15 protein-coding genes are annotated in these 15,581 nt (G+C 51.0%); 6 read left to right on the forward strand and 9 right to left on the reverse strand.

Annotated features, from left to right (window positions below; translation table 11 throughout):
• Positions 1-131 precede the first annotated feature (131 nt).
• From pstS to phoU, 5 genes are all read left to right on the forward strand, one after another.
• Positions 132-1,172: a phosphate ABC transporter substrate-binding protein PstS gene (pstS, locus tag LG381_RS04485; protein ID WP_222680591.1), complete on the forward strand. Its 1,041-nt coding sequence runs from the start codon at positions 132-134 to the stop codon at positions 1,170-1,172.
• A gap of 85 nt (positions 1,173-1,257) precedes the next feature.
• Positions 1,258-2,217 (forward strand): phosphate ABC transporter permease PstC, encoded by a 960-nt coding sequence (pstC, locus tag LG381_RS04490; RefSeq protein ID WP_000741617.1) that lies wholly within the window; start codon positions 1,258-1,260, stop codon positions 2,215-2,217.
• The gene (gene pstA, locus LG381_RS04495; protein ID WP_001251991.1) at positions 2,217-3,107 is read left to right on the forward strand and encodes a phosphate ABC transporter permease PstA; all 891 of its coding nucleotides are present in this window, start codon (positions 2,217-2,219) and stop codon (positions 3,105-3,107) included. Before pstC ends, pstA begins: the two co-directional genes overlap by 1 nt.
• A 182-nt stretch (positions 3,108-3,289) precedes the next feature.
• Positions 3,290-4,063, forward strand: coding sequence for a phosphate ABC transporter ATP-binding protein PstB (gene pstB / locus LG381_RS04500; RefSeq protein ID WP_000063120.1), 774 nt, complete (start codon positions 3,290-3,292; stop codon positions 4,061-4,063).
• Positions 4,064-4,077: 14 nt separating this feature from the next.
• Complete coding sequence (gene phoU, locus LG381_RS04505) at positions 4,078-4,809, forward strand: phosphate signaling complex protein PhoU (RefSeq protein ID WP_000377802.1); 732 nt, start codon at positions 4,078-4,080, stop codon at positions 4,807-4,809.
• A gap of 69 nt (positions 4,810-4,878) precedes the next feature.
• Here the strand turns inward: phoU and yieH are convergent, their stop codons facing one another.
• Complete coding sequence (gene yieH / locus LG381_RS04510) at positions 4,879-5,544, reverse strand: 6-phosphogluconate phosphatase (protein ID WP_222680593.1); 666 nt, start codon at positions 5,542-5,544, stop codon at positions 4,879-4,881.
• A 166-nt stretch (positions 5,545-5,710) separates the two neighbouring features.
• Between yieH and adeP the strand changes: the two genes are divergently transcribed.
• Positions 5,711-7,048 carry an adenine permease AdeP gene (adeP, locus tag LG381_RS04515; RefSeq protein WP_010347264.1) on the forward strand — a complete coding sequence of 446 codons (1,338 nt, stop codon included), beginning with the start codon at positions 5,711-5,713 and terminating at the stop codon, positions 7,046-7,048.
• Positions 7,049-7,102: 54 nt separating this feature from the next.
• On the opposite strand, the gene yieF is transcribed toward adeP, so the two are convergent.
• The 8 genes from yieF to mnmE all read right to left on the reverse strand — a co-directional run bounded on the left by yieF (position 7,103) and on the right by mnmE (position 15,494).
• Positions 7,103-7,669 carry a class I chromate reductase YieF gene (gene yieF / locus LG381_RS04520; RefSeq protein WP_001291116.1) on the reverse strand — a complete coding sequence of 189 codons (567 nt, stop codon included), beginning with the start codon at positions 7,667-7,669 and terminating at the stop codon, positions 7,103-7,105.
• Between the two features lie 21 nt (positions 7,670-7,690).
• Entirely contained in the window at positions 7,691-8,440 is a 750-nt protein-coding gene (locus LG381_RS04525) for a 4'-phosphopantetheinyl transferase superfamily protein (RefSeq protein ID WP_010347267.1), read from the reverse strand.
• 156 nt (positions 8,441-8,596) lie between these two features.
• Entirely contained in the window at positions 8,597-9,556 is a 960-nt protein-coding gene (gene yidZ, locus LG381_RS04530; RefSeq protein ID WP_225762072.1) for an HTH-type transcriptional regulator YidZ, read from the reverse strand.
• Positions 9,531-10,706: a multidrug efflux MFS transporter MdtL gene (gene mdtL / locus LG381_RS04535; protein WP_225762073.1), complete on the reverse strand. Its 1,176-nt coding sequence runs from the start codon at positions 10,704-10,706 to the stop codon at positions 9,531-9,533. Before mdtL ends, yidZ begins: the two co-directional genes overlap by 26 nt.
• Before the next feature lie 132 nt (positions 10,707-10,838).
• Complete coding sequence (gene tnaB, locus LG381_RS04540; RefSeq protein WP_225762074.1) at positions 10,839-12,086, reverse strand: low affinity tryptophan permease TnaB; 1,248 nt, start codon at positions 12,084-12,086, stop codon at positions 10,839-10,841.
• Positions 12,087-12,176: 90 nt separating this feature from the next.
• The gene (gene tnaA, locus LG381_RS04545) at positions 12,177-13,592 is read right to left on the reverse strand and encodes a tryptophanase (protein WP_010347274.1); all 1,416 of its coding nucleotides are present in this window, start codon (positions 13,590-13,592) and stop codon (positions 12,177-12,179) included.
• Between the two features lie 221 nt (positions 13,593-13,813).
• Entirely contained in the window at positions 13,814-13,888 is a 75-nt protein-coding gene (gene tnaC, locus LG381_RS04550; protein ID WP_032147965.1) for a tryptophanase leader peptide, read from the reverse strand.
• 241 nt (positions 13,889-14,129) lie between these two features.
• Positions 14,130-15,494, reverse strand: a complete 1,365-nt coding sequence (gene mnmE, locus LG381_RS04555; protein WP_001282346.1) for a tRNA uridine-5-carboxymethylaminomethyl(34) synthesis GTPase MnmE — start codon at positions 15,492-15,494, stop codon at positions 14,130-14,132.
• Between the last annotated feature and the right edge of the window lie 87 nt (positions 15,495-15,581).

Consider the following 15,581-nt stretch of genomic DNA (forward strand, 5'->3'; position numbering starts at 1 on the left):
TCAATAAGTAAAAAGATAATCCTGCTTGTCATAAAACTGTCATATTCCTTACATATAACTGTCACCTGTTTGTTTTATTTTGCTTCTCGTAGCCAACAAACAATGCTTTATGAATCCTCCCAGGAGACATTATGAAAGTTATGCGTACCACCGTCGCAACTGTTGTCGCCGCGACCTTATCGATGAGTGCTTTCTCTGTATTTGCAGAAGCAAGCCTGACAGGTGCGGGTGCAACCTTCCCTGCGCCGGTGTATGCCAAATGGGCTGACACTTACCAGAAAGAAACCGGTAATAAAGTTAACTACCAGGGTATCGGTTCTTCCGGTGGCGTAAAACAGATTATCGCCAATACCGTTGATTTCGGTGCTTCAGACGCGCCGCTGTCTGACGAAAAACTGGCTCAGGAAGGCCTGTTCCAGTTCCCGACCGTGATTGGCGGCGTGGTGCTGGCGGTTAACATTCCGGGGCTGAAGTCTGGCGAACTGGTGCTGGATGGTAAAACCCTCGGCGACATCTACCTGGGCAAAATTAAAAAGTGGGATGATGAAGCCATCGCCAAACTGAATCCGGGTCTGAAACTGCCTTCACAGAACATTGCTGTAGTACGCCGCGCAGATGGCTCCGGGACTTCCTTCGTCTTCACCAGCTACCTGGCGAAAGTGAACGAAGAGTGGAAAAACAGCGTTGGTACTGGCTCTACCGTAAAATGGCCGATCGGTCTGGGTGGTAAAGGTAACGATGGTATCGCCGCGTTCGTTCAGCGTCTGCCGGGTGCGATTGGTTACGTTGAATATGCTTACGCTAAGCAGAATAACCTGGCGTACACCAAACTGATCTCCGCCGACGGTAAACCGGTTAGTCCGACCGAAGAAAACTTCGCCAATGCGGCAAAAGGCGCAGACTGGAGCAAAACCTTCGCTCAGGATCTGACCAACCAGAAAGGCGAAGATGCATGGCCGATCACCTCTACCACGTTCATACTGATCCACAAAGATCAGAAGAAACCTGAGCAGGGTGTAGAAGTGCTGAAGTTCTTCGACTGGGCATACAAAACCGGGGCTAAACAGGCTAACGACCTTGATTACGCCAGCCTGCCGGAGAGCGTTGTAGAACAGGTTCGCGCTGCGTGGAAGACCAATATTAAAGACAGTAGCGGTAAGCCGCTGTACTAATAAAACACCATGCCGGATAAGGTCTTTACGTCGTATCCGGCATTACAAAATGACTTTGTAAACGCGTTTAACTGAAGAGTAACTTATGGCTGCAACCAAGCCTGCTTTTAACCCACCGGGTAAAAAGGGCGACATAATTTTCAGCGTGCTGGTAAAACTGGCGGCGCTGATTGTGCTATTGATGTTGGGTGGCATTATTGTCTCTCTGATCATCTCCTCCTGGCCGAGCATTCAGAAATTTGGTCTGGCTTTCCTGTGGACCAAAGAGTGGGATGCGCCGAACGATATCTACGGGGCGCTGGTGCCGATCTACGGTACGCTGGTGACCTCGTTTATCGCGCTGCTGATCGCCGTTCCGGTGAGTTTCGGTATCGCCCTGTTCCTGACCGAGCTTGCGCCAGGCTGGCTGAAGCGCCCGCTGGGGATCGCCATTGAGCTGCTGGCAGCCATTCCAAGTATCGTTTACGGCATGTGGGGCCTGTTTATCTTCGCGCCGCTGTTTGCCGTTTACTTCCAGGAGCCAGTCGGCAATATCCTGTCGAATATCCCGATTGTCGGCGCGCTGTTCTCCGGCCCGGCCTTTGGTATCGGTATCCTCGCGGCAGGCGTGATCCTCGCCATCATGATTATTCCGTACATTGCGGCGGTCATGCGCGATGTGTTCGAACAGACACCTGTGATGATGAAAGAGTCGGCCTACGGTATCGGCTGCACCACCTGGGAAGTTATCTGGCGTATCGTTCTTCCGTTCACCAAAAATGGTGTTATCGGCGGCATTATGCTGGGGCTGGGGCGCGCGCTCGGTGAAACCATGGCGGTGACCTTTATCATCGGTAACACCTACCAGCTCGACAGCGCCTCGCTGTATATGCCGGGCAATAGTATCACCTCTGCGCTGGCCAACGAATTTGCGGAAGCGGAATCTGGCTTGCACGTTGCCGCACTGATGGAACTCGGCCTGATCCTGTTTGTAATTACCTTCATCGTCCTGGCCGCATCGAAGTTTATGATTATGCGCCTGGCTAAGAATGAGGGGGCACGCTAATGGCTATGGTTGAAATGCAAACCACTGCGGCGCTGGCGGAATCACGCCGCAAAATGCAGGCGCGCCGCCGCCTCAAAAACCGTATTGCGCTGACGCTCTCAATGGCGACGATGGCCTTCGGCCTGTTCTGGCTGATCTGGATTTTAATGTCCACCATCACTCGCGGAATCGACGGTATGTCGCTGGCGCTGTTCACCGAAATGACGCCGCCGCCAAATACGGAAGGTGGTGGTCTGGCGAACGCCCTGGCGGGTAGCGGCCTGTTAATTTTGTGGGCCACGGTATTCGGTACGCCGCTGGGTATTATGGCGGGGATTTATCTGGCGGAGTATGGCCGTAAATCCTGGCTGGCAGAAGTGATTCGCTTTATTAACGACATTCTGCTCTCTGCACCGTCGATTGTGGTTGGTCTGTTTGTTTATACCATCGTGGTGGCGCAGATGGAGCACTTCTCCGGCTGGGCGGGCGTAATTGCGCTGGCGCTGTTGCAGGTGCCCATTGTTATCCGTACCACCGAGAACATGCTGAAACTGGTGCCGGACAGCCTGCGTGAAGCGGCTTATGCGCTGGGTACGCCGAAGTGGAAGATGATCTCCGCGATTACGCTGAAAGCGTCGGTATCCGGGATCATGACCGGTATCCTGCTGGCGATTGCCCGTATTGCTGGTGAAACCGCGCCGCTGCTGTTTACCGCGCTCTCCAACCAGTTCTGGAGCACGGACATGATGCAGCCGATCGCCAACCTGCCGGTGACGATCTTTAAGTTTGCGATGAGCCCATTTGCGGAATGGCAGCAACTGGCCTGGGCCGGGGTATTGATCATCACCCTGTGCGTCCTGCTGCTGAACATTCTGGCGCGCGTTGTTTTTGCGAAGAATAAACACGGTTGATATTGCTGACACGGTTTTCCCCTCACCCTAACCCTCTCCCCAGAGGGGCGAGGGGACCGATCGAGCGCCTTTTTGACTCTGTACACGGTTAACACTTTGCCGGATGCGGCGTGAGCGCCTTATCCGGCCTACGGTAAGCCTGATTCGCGAAGTGCATCAGGCACGATGAGGAAAAGATTGCAATGAGTATGGTTGAAACTGCCCCGAGTAAAATTCAGGTTCGTAATTTGAACTTCTACTACGGCAAATTCCATGCCCTGAAAAACATCAACCTGGATATCGCTAAAAACCAGGTTACGGCGTTTATCGGGCCGTCCGGCTGCGGTAAATCGACGCTGCTGCGTACCTTCAATAAAATGTTTGAACTGTACCCGGATCAGCGTGCGGAAGGTGAAATTCTGCTCGATGGCGACAACATTCTGACCAACACTCAGGATATCGCCCTGCTGCGTGCGAAAGTGGGCATGGTGTTCCAGAAACCGACGCCGTTCCCGATGTCCATCTACGACAACATCGCTTTTGGTGTCCGTCTGTTTGAGAAGCTCTCTCGTGCCGACATGGACGAGCGCGTACAGTGGGCATTGACCAAAGCCGCATTGTGGAACGAAACCAAAGATAAATTGCACCAGAGCGGTTACTCTCTCTCTGGTGGTCAGCAACAGCGTCTGTGCATTGCGCGAGGAATCGCCATTCGCCCGGAAGTGCTGCTGCTCGACGAACCGTGTTCGGCGCTCGACCCTATCTCCACCGGGCGTATTGAAGAGCTGATCACCGAACTGAAGCAGGATTACACCGTGGTGATCGTCACCCACAACATGCAGCAGGCTGCGCGTTGTTCCGACCACACGGCATTTATGTATATGGGCGAATTGATTGAGTTCAGCAACACGGACGATCTGTTCACCAAGCCAGCGAAGAAACAAACAGAAGACTACATCACCGGTCGTTACGGTTGATTCAGGAGTGCGTTATGGACAGTCTCAATCTTAATAAACATATTTCTGGCCAGTTCAATGCCGAACTGGAAAGCATCCGCACGCAGGTGATGACCATGGGCGGTATGGTGGAGCAACAGCTTACTGATGCCATCACCGCCATGCACAATCAGGATAGCGATCTGGCGAAGCGTGTGATCGAAGGCGACAAAAACGTCAACATGATGGAAGTGGCAATCGATGAAGCCTGTGTGCGCATTATTGCTAAACGTCAGCCGACGGCGAGTGACCTGCGTCTGGTGATGGTGATAAGCAAGACCATCGCCGAACTGGAGCGTATTGGCGACGTGGCGGACAAAATCTGCCGTACTGCGCTGGAGAAATTCTCCCAGCAGCATCAGCCGTTGCTGGTAAGTCTGGAATCTCTGGGGCGTCACACAATCCAGATGCTGCATGACGTACTGGACGCGTTCGCGCGCATGGATATTGACGAAGCGGTACGAATTTATCGTGAAGATAAAAAAGTCGATCAGGAGTACGAAGGTATTGTTCGTCAGCTGATGACCTACATGATGGAAGATTCGCGCACTATTCCGAGCGTACTTACCGCGCTGTTCTGTGCGCGTTCAATCGAACGTATCGGTGACCGTTGTCAGAATATCTGTGAATATATCTTCTACTACGTGAAAGGGCAGGATTTCCGTCACGTCGGCGGCGATGAGCTGGATAAACTGCTGGCAGAGAAAGATCCGAAAGCCTCACGCTAACCGTATGCCGCATCAGGCAATCTGCGAGTACGTAATCTGACCGGTGAGATATATCACCGGTCTCTTTATTTACTGAGTGATATCCCAGCCGCGAGCCTTCCAGAGTTCCGGTAACTGTGAAAGATGGGTAAAAGTAGTGACTTTCGGATGAACGATCGGCTTATTGTGCGGGTCAGCGCAGAAGTAAAACACTTCCATACCGGCATCGATTCCTGACTGCGCACCGGCGCTGGAGTCATCAACCAGAATGCAGTTTTCAACGTTCACATTCATCGCTTTTGCCGCATGGAACATTAACGCCGGATCGGGTTTCCAGCGTTGGATATCGTAACCGCTGAACAGTTTTTCCGGGAAATAGTGCAGCATATTGAGTTTGCCAAGCGAATGTTGCATTTTGCTGACTGGGCCGTTAGAGACGACGCACATCGGCACGTTAACGCTCGCCAGCAATTCGTTAGCACCCGCAATCACCTCCAGTTCGCTATCAAACAGACGTGCCACTTCCGCACGATAAACGTGCTCGGCATCGGCACGAACCATTTCTACGCCCTGTTCTTTGCTAATGATGTCGATGATTTCGTAGAGTTTTACGCCTTTAAAACGGGTAAAAATTTCTTCCAGGTCAACGTGAATGCCAAATTTCCTGAACATCGTGACATAGGCGCGAGAGCAAATAACCTCGCTATCGACCAGCGTACCGTCGCAGTCGAAAAATACCGCTTCTATCTGGGACATGTCTTTCCTTTATCGTTAGTTTAACGTTTTCGTCATGCAGATTGGCGCGACGCAATCGTTGCCGTATAAGCAAATACAATGAAAAAAAGTTATCTTCAGCCGTCCATATTGTCTCATTTTGGTATACGATAGCGACGGATTTTCCCTCCTTGTTCGGAAATAGATAATGAGTCAACAACACACAACCCAGGCTTCTGGCCAGGGGATGCTGGAACGCGTGTTTAAACTGCGCGAACATGGCACGACGGCACGAACCGAAGTGATCGCTGGTTTTACCACCTTCCTGACGATGGTTTACATCGTTTTTGTTAACCCGCAAATTCTTGGCGTCGCTGGCATGGACACCAGCGCCGTCTTCGTCACCACCTGTCTGATTGCTGCGTTCGGCAGTATTCTGATGGGGCTGTTTGCTAACCTGCCAGTCGCGCTGGCTCCCGCTATGGGTCTGAATGCGTTCTTCGCCTTTGTTGTGGTGCAGGCGATGGGCTTGCCATGGCAGGTCGGGATGGGCGCCATTTTCTGGGGCGCGATTGGTCTGCTGTTACTGACGATTTTCCGCGTTCGCTACTGGATGATTGCCAACATTCCAGTGAGTCTGCGTGTGGGGATCACCAGCGGTATCGGCCTGTTCATTGGTATGATGGGGCTGAAAAACGCAGGTGTCATTGTCGCTAACCCGGAAACGCTGGTCAGCATCGGTAACCTGACTTCTCACAGCGTGCTGCTGGGTATCCTCGGCTTCTTCATCATTGCTATTCTGGCCTCGCGCAACATTCACGCGGCGGTACTGGTTTCCATCGTGGTGACGACGCTTTTGGGCTGGATGCTGGGTGATGTGCACTACAACGGCATTGTCTCCGCGCCGCCGAGCGTGATGACGGTAGTGGGTCATGTGGATTTAGCCGGGTCATTAAACCTCGGTCTGGCAGGGGTAATTTTCTCTTTCATGCTGGTCAACCTGTTTGACTCCTCCGGTACGTTGATTGGCGTAACCGATAAAGCGGGTCTGGCGGATGAGAAAGGTAAATTCCCGCGCATGAAGCAGGCGCTGTATGTCGACAGTATCTCTTCTGTTACCGGTTCCTTTATCGGTACATCTTCCGTCACGGCGTATATTGAGTCCTCTTCTGGTGTTTCCGTTGGCGGTCGTACCGGTCTGACGGCAGTGGTTGTCGGCCTGCTATTCCTGCTGGTTATCTTTCTGTCACCGCTGGCGGGAATGGTGCCTGGCTATGCTGCTGCTGGCGCGCTGATCTACGTGGGCGTACTGATGACCTCAAGTCTTGCTCGCGTGAAATGGCAGGATCTTACTGAATCCGTTCCGGCGTTTATTACCGCCGTGATGATGCCGTTCAGCTTTTCGATTACTGAAGGTATTGCGCTGGGCTTCATTTCCTACTGCGTGATGAAAATCGGCACCGGACGTCTGCGTGATCTAAGCCCGTGCGTAATCATCGTTGCGCTGCTGTTTATCCTGAAGATCGTGTTTATCGACGCCCACTAAAATCGATAACTCGTTAAAAAACCCGCCATGAGTTACCGCTGGCGGGTTTTTTATTTAGAGTTTCACCCGCTGAATAAACTCGCCAAATGCGGTCAATTGTCCGGTCAGATGATCCAGTGTTCCTTGATCAATCACTTCTCCGGTTTGTGGATCGACTTTGTTCTGAATCACACCGCCCATAAACTCCGGTTTGTTCATTACCATCGCGTCGAGAAAAACCAGAATCTGGCGCAGGTGATACTGGCAGCGCGCGCCGCCAATCACGCCCATTGAGCTGGTCTGAATCAACACCGGTTTACCGGCCAGCGGTTGATCCGGCAGGCGAGATAGCCAGTCGATGGCATTTTTCAGTCCGCCCGGCACGGAGTAGTTATATTCCGGCGTGACGATCACCACGCCGTCAGCTTGGCGAATTTGTTCCGCCAGAGCTTCAACTGTCGCTGGAAAACCTTCTTCCTGCTGTACGTCAGCGTCATACAGAGGAATGTCGGCAATGGAAGGTAACGCATTGACTTCCATACCCGCAGGGGCAATTTTCGGCAGTGTACGTGCAACCATGCCATTAAATGAGCCTTTGCGCAGGCTCCCCAGTAACGTAACCACCTTCAATTTTTCAGACATGATGACTCCTGTGGTTGTCTATCAATTTGGCGAAAAAGACTTCACGGTAGATAGCTGGGCAAAACGCATCATCCGGCTGGTGGGGTTGTTGGCGCGACTGTGAATATCCGGCAGACTTTTCCAGCCTTGCTTACCATCTAACTCCCAGACACTGAGCTTCTCAATCGCTGGAGTGACCGCCACGGACCACACCAGCACGTCCTCTGCGTCGCATAACGCTTCTACATGATTTACATGGGCACATTTCAGGCGTCCGGCAATGGGCAGCAATTGCAGATCGCGCGGGTCGTCATTCAGTACATCGCCGGTAAGTTTTAGCACGCTTCGGCGCAAAGTAATGAGTTGCGCTCGTGCTTCATTAGGATCGTTCTGCTTACTGATCCATAACGATTCATTGCTGGAAAAAATAGGGTTATCGGGTGCATGGGGACTATGAAACCCGCGTGTTGCGCGCTGTAGCTCCATATCGAGACCACACTCACCTTCGGTTGTTAACGCTACGCCGACCATATTTCCGGCATAGGATATTGAAAATGATGGCAAATTTTTATCGAGGAAAACCGGCTTTCCTTTAGCCTGGGTGACGATCTCTGGTAATTCGCTTATGCCATACAGCATAGACATCAGTTCTGCGAGTAAACCTCTGGACGCCAGAAAACGACTTTGACGATGAGGGGGAAGATTTCGGGCTTCTTGATGACACCGGGAGGGGAGACGAACAGATATCAAATGTCCTTCCGTTAAAATCCCTCGGGCAAAGTGAGTCGCCATTTTTCGCTCCATGCTTAATGGTCCATTATGAATACAAGAGTAATCATTTGCTGGAACTATGGACAGACTAAAGTGGCGAAAAGTTCGATTCGGATAAGTTTATTACATGTTTTTTACATTTTATCGTGAAATGTGGTCGCATTTTATACGATTTTATTATGCTATCGAGGCGTAAATATTTTTAATGGTTTCCCGTAACCAGACGATCTTCGGGTTATGGCTATTCCGTTTGTGCCACAGCAGAGTAAACGGTACTTCCAGCTTTTTTTGCTGGATTTCATCAAACGGGAGAGGGAGAGCAACCAACGGCAGTTGGTGGAGCTGATTGTAGTACTGACAGTAGCGCGGTGCGGTCGCCAGTAGCAGATTGTCGGGCTGCGCCGCCATAAATAGCGCCTGCTCAAATTCTGGCAGACTCATAGCAATCGTGCGTTCTCGGCCTAGCTCCTGTAACACATTGTCCAGCGCCCACGTATCGCTCTGTTCCCAGCAAATGCTGATATGCGGATAACGCAGAAAGGTGTCCAGATCCCACGCTTCACGTAGTGCCGGATGATCTTTGCGTAGCCAGACGCAGGGCACATCACTAAACAGCACTTCATAATCAATGGATAACGGCAACGAACTTAGTAGCTCCCGCGAACGGGGATGACTTTCACGACCGGAAAAACCGATATCCACTTCGCCACGGGTAATCGCATCCAGCGAATCGTAATCCCAGTTGCGTAATTTAATAGTCGCCTGCGGGTAACGCTGGTAGATCTGTTTCGATAACGCGTTAAACATGATCATCATCAGCGGTGACTCCGCCGCTAACTCAAACTTAAGGCCGCGCGGCGTTTCATGATGCGGTTTATCCAGCAGCAGGTTGCTCATTTGCATCCATTCCGCCAGATTTTGTTCCATGCTGACCATCAGCGGTGTGGGCGACAGGCTCAGCGGTGAGTTCACAAAGAGCGGATCATCAAACCATGCCCGAAGTTTTGCTAATGACTTGCTCACCGCCGAAGGCGTTACGTTCATCCGTTTCGCCGCTTTGGTTACGCTGCGCTCCTGCATCAGCAATTGCAGACAGAGCAGCAAATTGAGATCAAGCGTGGTGATGGATTTCTTCATGAGCGGTAACAGGGCGTCCAGGTGTGACGAGCATAATCAGCAACAGGCTCACTATGCTACAGGCAATCAGAATCCCGATCAGCATATTCCATGCGCTGAGACCAACCACCGCTGCCAGCCAAATCCACAGTGACGAACCGCAAACCTGCGCGATGCCTAAGGTCGAACTGGCCACGCCTGCGCGTAATGAAAACGGCCCTAACGCCTGACTCATTGCCACGCCGAAGCCTACCGAAAAACCGGCGCAAATCAGCGTGATGCCAAACAGAGAAATCACGTGGGAAGGTGAAATGGCAAGGGTGATACCCGCCGCCAGGAATAACACCTGCGAGGTGATCATCAGCGTTCGCGGCTTAAAAATTCCCAATGCAAACGGCGTGGAGAACGATACGGTCATACTGACGCCTGCGGTCAGCGCCATAATGGTGGCGTATTCTCCGCGCTCAAAACCCATGATTTCCATCATCAATACAGGCGACGTATTCACGAAGGTGAGGATCACCGAAACGCTGAGGGTGGTGATAACAACACGGCTGAGGAAAAAACGGTTAAGCAGCGATTCAGTATCTTCTCGTGGTTTGTCCGAAGCGACAGGCGCAGCAGGGCGCGTTTCTTTTAAAATAAATAAAGACAACATCAGTACTGCGAAGCCCATCATCGCCATTACCCAGAACAGGCTTTGCCACGGGAATTTAAGCATAATCAGATGCCCGAGTACCGGCGCTAACACCGGAATGATGCAGGTAATGCCGTTGAGTAACGACAGTACTTTTGCCCGACGTCGATCGTCCAGTGTGTCGCGTAAAATGGCGAACGCCACCACGTAACAACAGCCCGCGCCCAGCCCCTGTAGAAAGCGTCCTGCAAGAAATAACGCGCTGGTTTCAGCCAGTGAACAGAACACCGAGGCGATAATAAATAGCGCCGCGCCGGGTATGGCGACCGGTTTTCTTCCTGAACGATCGGCCACTTTACCGGCAAATAACATCGCTGCCGCCATTCCCGCCAGATAAACGGAAAACGCAATATGTAACTGCGCTTCGCTGGCATTGAGGTCGGCGGCGATGCGCGGTAAACCAACGAGGTACATATCAATCCCGGCGGGATAAAGTAAAACCAGGGCAAAACTACAAATTAAAAAGCGGGACATGGGTTAAAGCGTCCTGATAGTAAGGTGACGCAAAGCATACGTGGTGAAGGAGGATCAGGCGAGTTGCCATTTGGACAAAAGAGATTTCCTGAGAGGCAAGAAGCCAGCAAAATAGCTGGCTTCTTGAAGGGATCAGCCAAATTTAGGTAACACGTTAAAGACGTTACCGAACCAGCATAAAATCACAGTTATACCAAAGAGGATAACAATCGCCGGAATGAGATTGCCGCCCCAAACCGTGAACATCTGGTTGGGAAACTTCTTGCGGGCTTTGATTGCCAGCACTGCGGGAATAATGACCGCCCAGATAGTGGCGCACAGCCCGGCACCGCCGATCCCGTAAATAAAGCCATTCGGGAAGACGAGATACAACAACGAGGGTGGCAGGAAGGTTAACAGCACGGTTTTGAAACGCCCGCCGTGGGAGTTATCAATCTTAAACAGATCCGCCAGATAATCGAACAACCCCAGCGTGACACCAAAAAACGAGCTGGCGACAGCTAAGTTGGAGAACACCAGCAGGCAAAACTCGATAATGCCATGTTGTTTGGTGCCGAGGAACGATTTCACCAGTGAATCGACGTTGCCGCCGGAGGAGATAATCGCTTTAAAACTTTCACGCGGAATATTCCCCATCGTGCAATACAGCCAGAAGAGATAAATCACCAGCGCCAGCAGCGAACCGAAAACCACGCTTTTGATGAGCTTATCTTTACGTTTGCCATAGCAAATAATCAGGCTGGGAATATTGCCGTGGAAACCAAATGACGCAAGGCACACTGGCAGAGCCATAAAAATGTACGGGAAGTAAGACGTCCCCGCAGTCGTGCTGGTGGCATCACGTAGAACGGAATAATCGACCTGGAAGAAGAAAGAGCCAAACACAATGACAAAGGAGATAATCTTCAGCCCGAGGAACAATGACGTGATACGGCTGGCGGCTAACGAACTTATCCATAATACGCTGGCGACGAAAATGGCCGTGCAGATCCCGACAATGCGAGGATTGGCATGGTAGCCCAGATTCATTGATATCGTTTCGCTAATGATCGCGCCGTTAGCGGAGATATAGGCGTAAGTGAGAATATAGAGAACGAAGGCAACGGTAATGCCGCTGATAATGTTCCAGGTGTTACCGATTAAATCTTTAGTGATGGTATTAAAACTGGAGCCGACGGGATAATTTAAATTTGCTTCTAATAAAAGTAACCCAGAATGTAGCATTGAAAACCAGGCAATGATAAGGATAAAGGCACCCCAGAAAAACCAGGCACCGGCAAGATCAACAGGTAAAGCAAACATACCTCCACCGATTACTGTACCTGCTATAACCATAACACCCCAAAATGCAGAGTGTTTTTTTTCTGCTTGTTCAGTCATGATGCCACCTTTAGAGGAAGGCTATTTTTGTTATTGAGGATGTAGGGAGTGGAGTGGCTAACATCCTTATAGCCACTCTGAGTGTATTAATTAAACTTCTTTCAGTTTTGCGGTGAAGTGACGCAATACTTTCGGTTCGTAGGTAAAGGTTAACCCTTTAATATTTGCTGCGTTCTCTTTCACATGTTTGAAGGCTTCAATAATAAAGTCCATATGTGTTTGAGTATATGTTGCGCGTGGAATGGTTAAACGCAGCAATTCTGCCGGGCACGGCAGTTGTTTACCGGTTTTCGGATCGCGGCCTAACAGGAAAGAACCAATTTCTACCGCACGGATACCGGCGACTTTATACAGCTCGCACGCCAGCGCCTGTGCCGGGAACTGATCTGCCGGAATATGCGGCAACAGTTTACCGGCATCAACGAACGCCGCGTGACCGCCCGCCTGTTGGCACACAACGCCAATCTCTTCCAGACCATCGACCAGATACTGCACCTGTGCAATACGATAGGCCAGCCAGTCATGATTCATGCCATCATACAGACCCACAGCCAGACGCTCCATCGCGCCACCTTCCAGACCACCATAAGTCGGGAAGCCTTCCTGCACCACGCAAAGGGTTCTGCACTCGGTATAGACATCGAAGAAGCTGTCGTCTTTCACGCACAGCAGGCCGCCCATCGGCACCATCGCATCTTTCTTGGCGGACATTGCCAGCATATCGGCATATTTGTAGGTTTCGCGGGTAATTTGCTCGATAGTCCAGTCTTTGTATTCCGCTTCACGTTGCTTGATGAAATAGGCGTTTTCAGCAAAGCGCGCGGAGTCCATCACTACAGGAATGTCATATTTCTTCGCAATGCTGTACATCGCTTTCATATTTGCCAGTGAAACCGGCTGACCACCTGCGGAGTTACTGGTGATGGTAGCAACGATATATGGCACGTTATTCGGGCCAACTTCCTCAATACCGCGTTCTAATCCTTCGAGGTCAAAGTTACCTTTAAAGTCGTAACGCACGCCAGTATCGAAGGCTTCTTTGATATAGACGTTACGCACGGTACAGCCGTTAATCTGGCTATGCCCCTGAGTGGTGTCGAAGAAATAGTTCGAGAACGCTACCATTTTGCTGCGATCCAGCCCTTTTTCCTGCTCGCGTTTTTTAATCAGTACCGGAATGTAGATTTGCTCTGCGCCACGCCCCTGGTGAGTCGGAATGGTGTATTGATAACCAAAGATATTCTTCACTGACTCGGCTAATGCGTAGTAGCTGCGGCTGCCGCTGTAGGCTTCGTCGCCGCGCATCATCGCTGCCTGCATACTCTGCGTCACCGCTCCGGTGCCACTGTCGGTCAGTAAATCGATAAACACATCTTCGCTATCCAGCAGAAATGGGTTCATACCGGATTTAATAATCGCTTCTTCACGATAAGCGCGAGTGGTACGTTTTACTGGCTCAATAACACGAATGCGGAACGGTTCAGGGAGGTGTTTAAAGTTTTCCATTGCATAATCCTTCATTTATTTTAATTGCAGTGATCCCTGTGAATATTACATTTGCAATATCTATTAATTCGCCAGATATATATGCAAGAGCCATCATTTACTAAAACAAGTAAATAAATGAGAGATAGCCTTTGCAAAAGGCAAAATTAAGATATAGCAAACAAATAGATCACATTGAATCTAATTCGGTTTGGTTCTGATGATGGCTACAGAAGGGCAAATTAAGGGCGGTGATCGACAATTCTGTTGTCAATATTAAACCACTTTGAGGTCACACATATATGTAAGGTATTCATAATGCACTTATCCTCGAAAGACACGACGTTACAGTATAATACTCAAGATTTTTGTCTATTCTGAAATTGTTTAAATGTGAATCGAATCACAAACGATTACGAAGCAATATTAAATGCTTTTTTAAGAAAATAAGTTACGTGAGAAGGTTAAGGTTTATAAAAAGGGTTGAGTAATAATAAGAGTGCTAACAAGAAAGCAAAGCCGCATCAGGCAATCAGGATGCGGCTTTGTAGGTACGGGTTACTTACCGATACAGAAGCTGGAGAAAATTCGCCCCAGCAGATCGTCAGATGTAAATTCCCCGGTGATCTCGCTTAAGTTTTGCTGTGCCAGGCGTAGTTCTTCCGCAAGCAATTCACCCGCCCATGCACCTAACAGTTGCGCTTTGCCCTGTTGCAGATGCTCCGCCGCTTGTTCCAGCGCCTGCAGGTGACGACGACGCGCCAGGAAGCCACCTTCCATATTCGTGTCGAAACCCATGCTCTGTTTGAGATGGTTACGCAACACATCCACGCCTTCGCCAGTCCTTGCAGAGAGACGAATCAACGCGTGACCGTTCACTTCGCTCATTCCCAGCGTTTCGCCGGTAATGTCGGCTTTATTGCGCACCACGGTGATCGGCAGTTTCGCTGGCAGACGGGCGATAAATTCCGGCCAGATCTCTGCTGGATCAACGGCGTCTGTCGTGGTGCCATCGACCATAAACAGCACGCGGTCGGCCTGTTCAATTTCCTGCCACGCGCGCTCGATACCAATACGTTCCACTTCGTCGCTGGCTTCTCGTAGCCCGGCGGTATCGATAATATGTAGAGGCATCCCGTCAATATGAATATGCTCACGCAGCACGTCGCGCGTGGTTCCGGCTATATCAGTCACGATTGCCGCTTCACGGCCTGCCAGCGCGTTTAACAGGCTCGATTTACCGGCATTTGGGCGCCCGGCAATCACTACTTTCATCCCTTCGCGCAGCAGACTACCCTGACGTGCTTCGGCGCGTACTGCGTCGAGGTCGGCAATCACGTCATTGAGTTGGGCTTCAATTTTGCCGTCGGAGAGGAAATCGATCTCTTCATCGGGGAAATCAATCGCCGCTTCGACGTAAATGCGCAAGTGGGTGAGGGCTTCCACCAGATGGTTGACCCGGGCGGAGAACGCGCCTTGCAGTGAGTTAAGCGCCGAACGAGCCGCCTGTTCTGAGCTGGCGTCGATAAGATCCGCAATCGCTTCGGCCTGGGCTAAATCGAGTTTATCGTTAAGAAACGCGCGTTCTGAAAACTCACCAGGGCGAGCAATCCGCAGGCCGGGAATGGTCAGAATGCGTTTTAACAGCAGGTCGAGGATCACCGGACCGCCATGACCTTGCAGTTCCAGCACATCTTCACCGGTGAACGAGTTCGGGCCAGGGAACCATAGCGCAATCCCCTGATCGAGCACGCTGCCGTCGGCGTCTTTAAACGGAAGATAATCGGCGTAGCGCGGCTTAGGCAATTTACCCAGCACGGTTTCGGCAACTTCACGGGCTTTGAAGCCGGAGATGCGCAGGATGCCAACGCCGCCACGTCCAGGAGGCGTGGCCTGGGCTACGATAGTGTCATTATCGCTCATGATGTTCCTGTTGCTTTGTGTGGCGGATGCGCTGTGCTTATCCGCACTACGAAAAGAAAAAAGGCGGTCAACTGACCGCCCTTATTT

The sequence above is a fragment of the Escherichia sp. Marseille-Q3837 genome (assembly GCF_916618735.1).
Classification (GTDB): domain Bacteria; phylum Pseudomonadota; class Gammaproteobacteria; order Enterobacterales; family Enterobacteriaceae; genus Escherichia; species Escherichia ruysiae.

Coding starts and splice junctions, on each gene's coding strand:
- pstA (WP_001251991.1), top strand. CDS start 2,217: ATGGCTATGGTTGAAATGCAAACCACTGCGGCGCTGGCGGAATCACGC.
- tnaB (WP_225762074.1), bottom strand. CDS start 12,086: ATGACTGAACAAGCAGAAAAAAAACACTCTGCATTTTGGGGTGTTATG.
- yieF (WP_001291116.1), bottom strand. CDS start 7,669: ATGTCTGAAAAATTGAAGGTGGTTACGTTACTGGGGAGCCTGCGCAAA.
- LG381_RS04525 (WP_010347267.1), bottom strand. CDS start 8,440: ATGGCGACTCACTTTGCCCGAGGGATTTTAACGGAAGGACATTTGATA.
- phoU (WP_000377802.1), top strand. CDS start 4,078: ATGGACAGTCTCAATCTTAATAAACATATTTCTGGCCAGTTCAATGCC.
- yidZ (WP_225762072.1), bottom strand. CDS start 9,556: ATGAAGAAATCCATCACCACGCTTGATCTCAATTTGCTGCTCTGTCTG.
- pstC (WP_000741617.1), top strand. CDS start 1,258: ATGGCTGCAACCAAGCCTGCTTTTAACCCACCGGGTAAAAAGGGCGAC.
- tnaA (WP_010347274.1), bottom strand. CDS start 13,592: ATGGAAAACTTTAAACACCTCCCTGAACCGTTCCGCATTCGTGTTATT.
- pstB (WP_000063120.1), top strand. CDS start 3,290: ATGAGTATGGTTGAAACTGCCCCGAGTAAAATTCAGGTTCGTAATTTG.
- mdtL (WP_225762073.1), bottom strand. CDS start 10,706: ATGTCCCGCTTTTTAATTTGTAGTTTTGCCCTGGTTTTACTTTATCCC.
- yieH (WP_222680593.1), bottom strand. CDS start 5,544: ATGTCCCAGATAGAAGCGGTATTTTTCGACTGCGACGGTACGCTGGTC.
- adeP (WP_010347264.1), top strand. CDS start 5,711: ATGAGTCAACAACACACAACCCAGGCTTCTGGCCAGGGGATGCTGGAA.
- mnmE (WP_001282346.1), bottom strand. CDS start 15,494: ATGAGCGATAATGACACTATCGTAGCCCAGGCCACGCCTCCTGGACGT.
- pstS (WP_222680591.1), top strand. CDS start 132: ATGAAAGTTATGCGTACCACCGTCGCAACTGTTGTCGCCGCGACCTTA.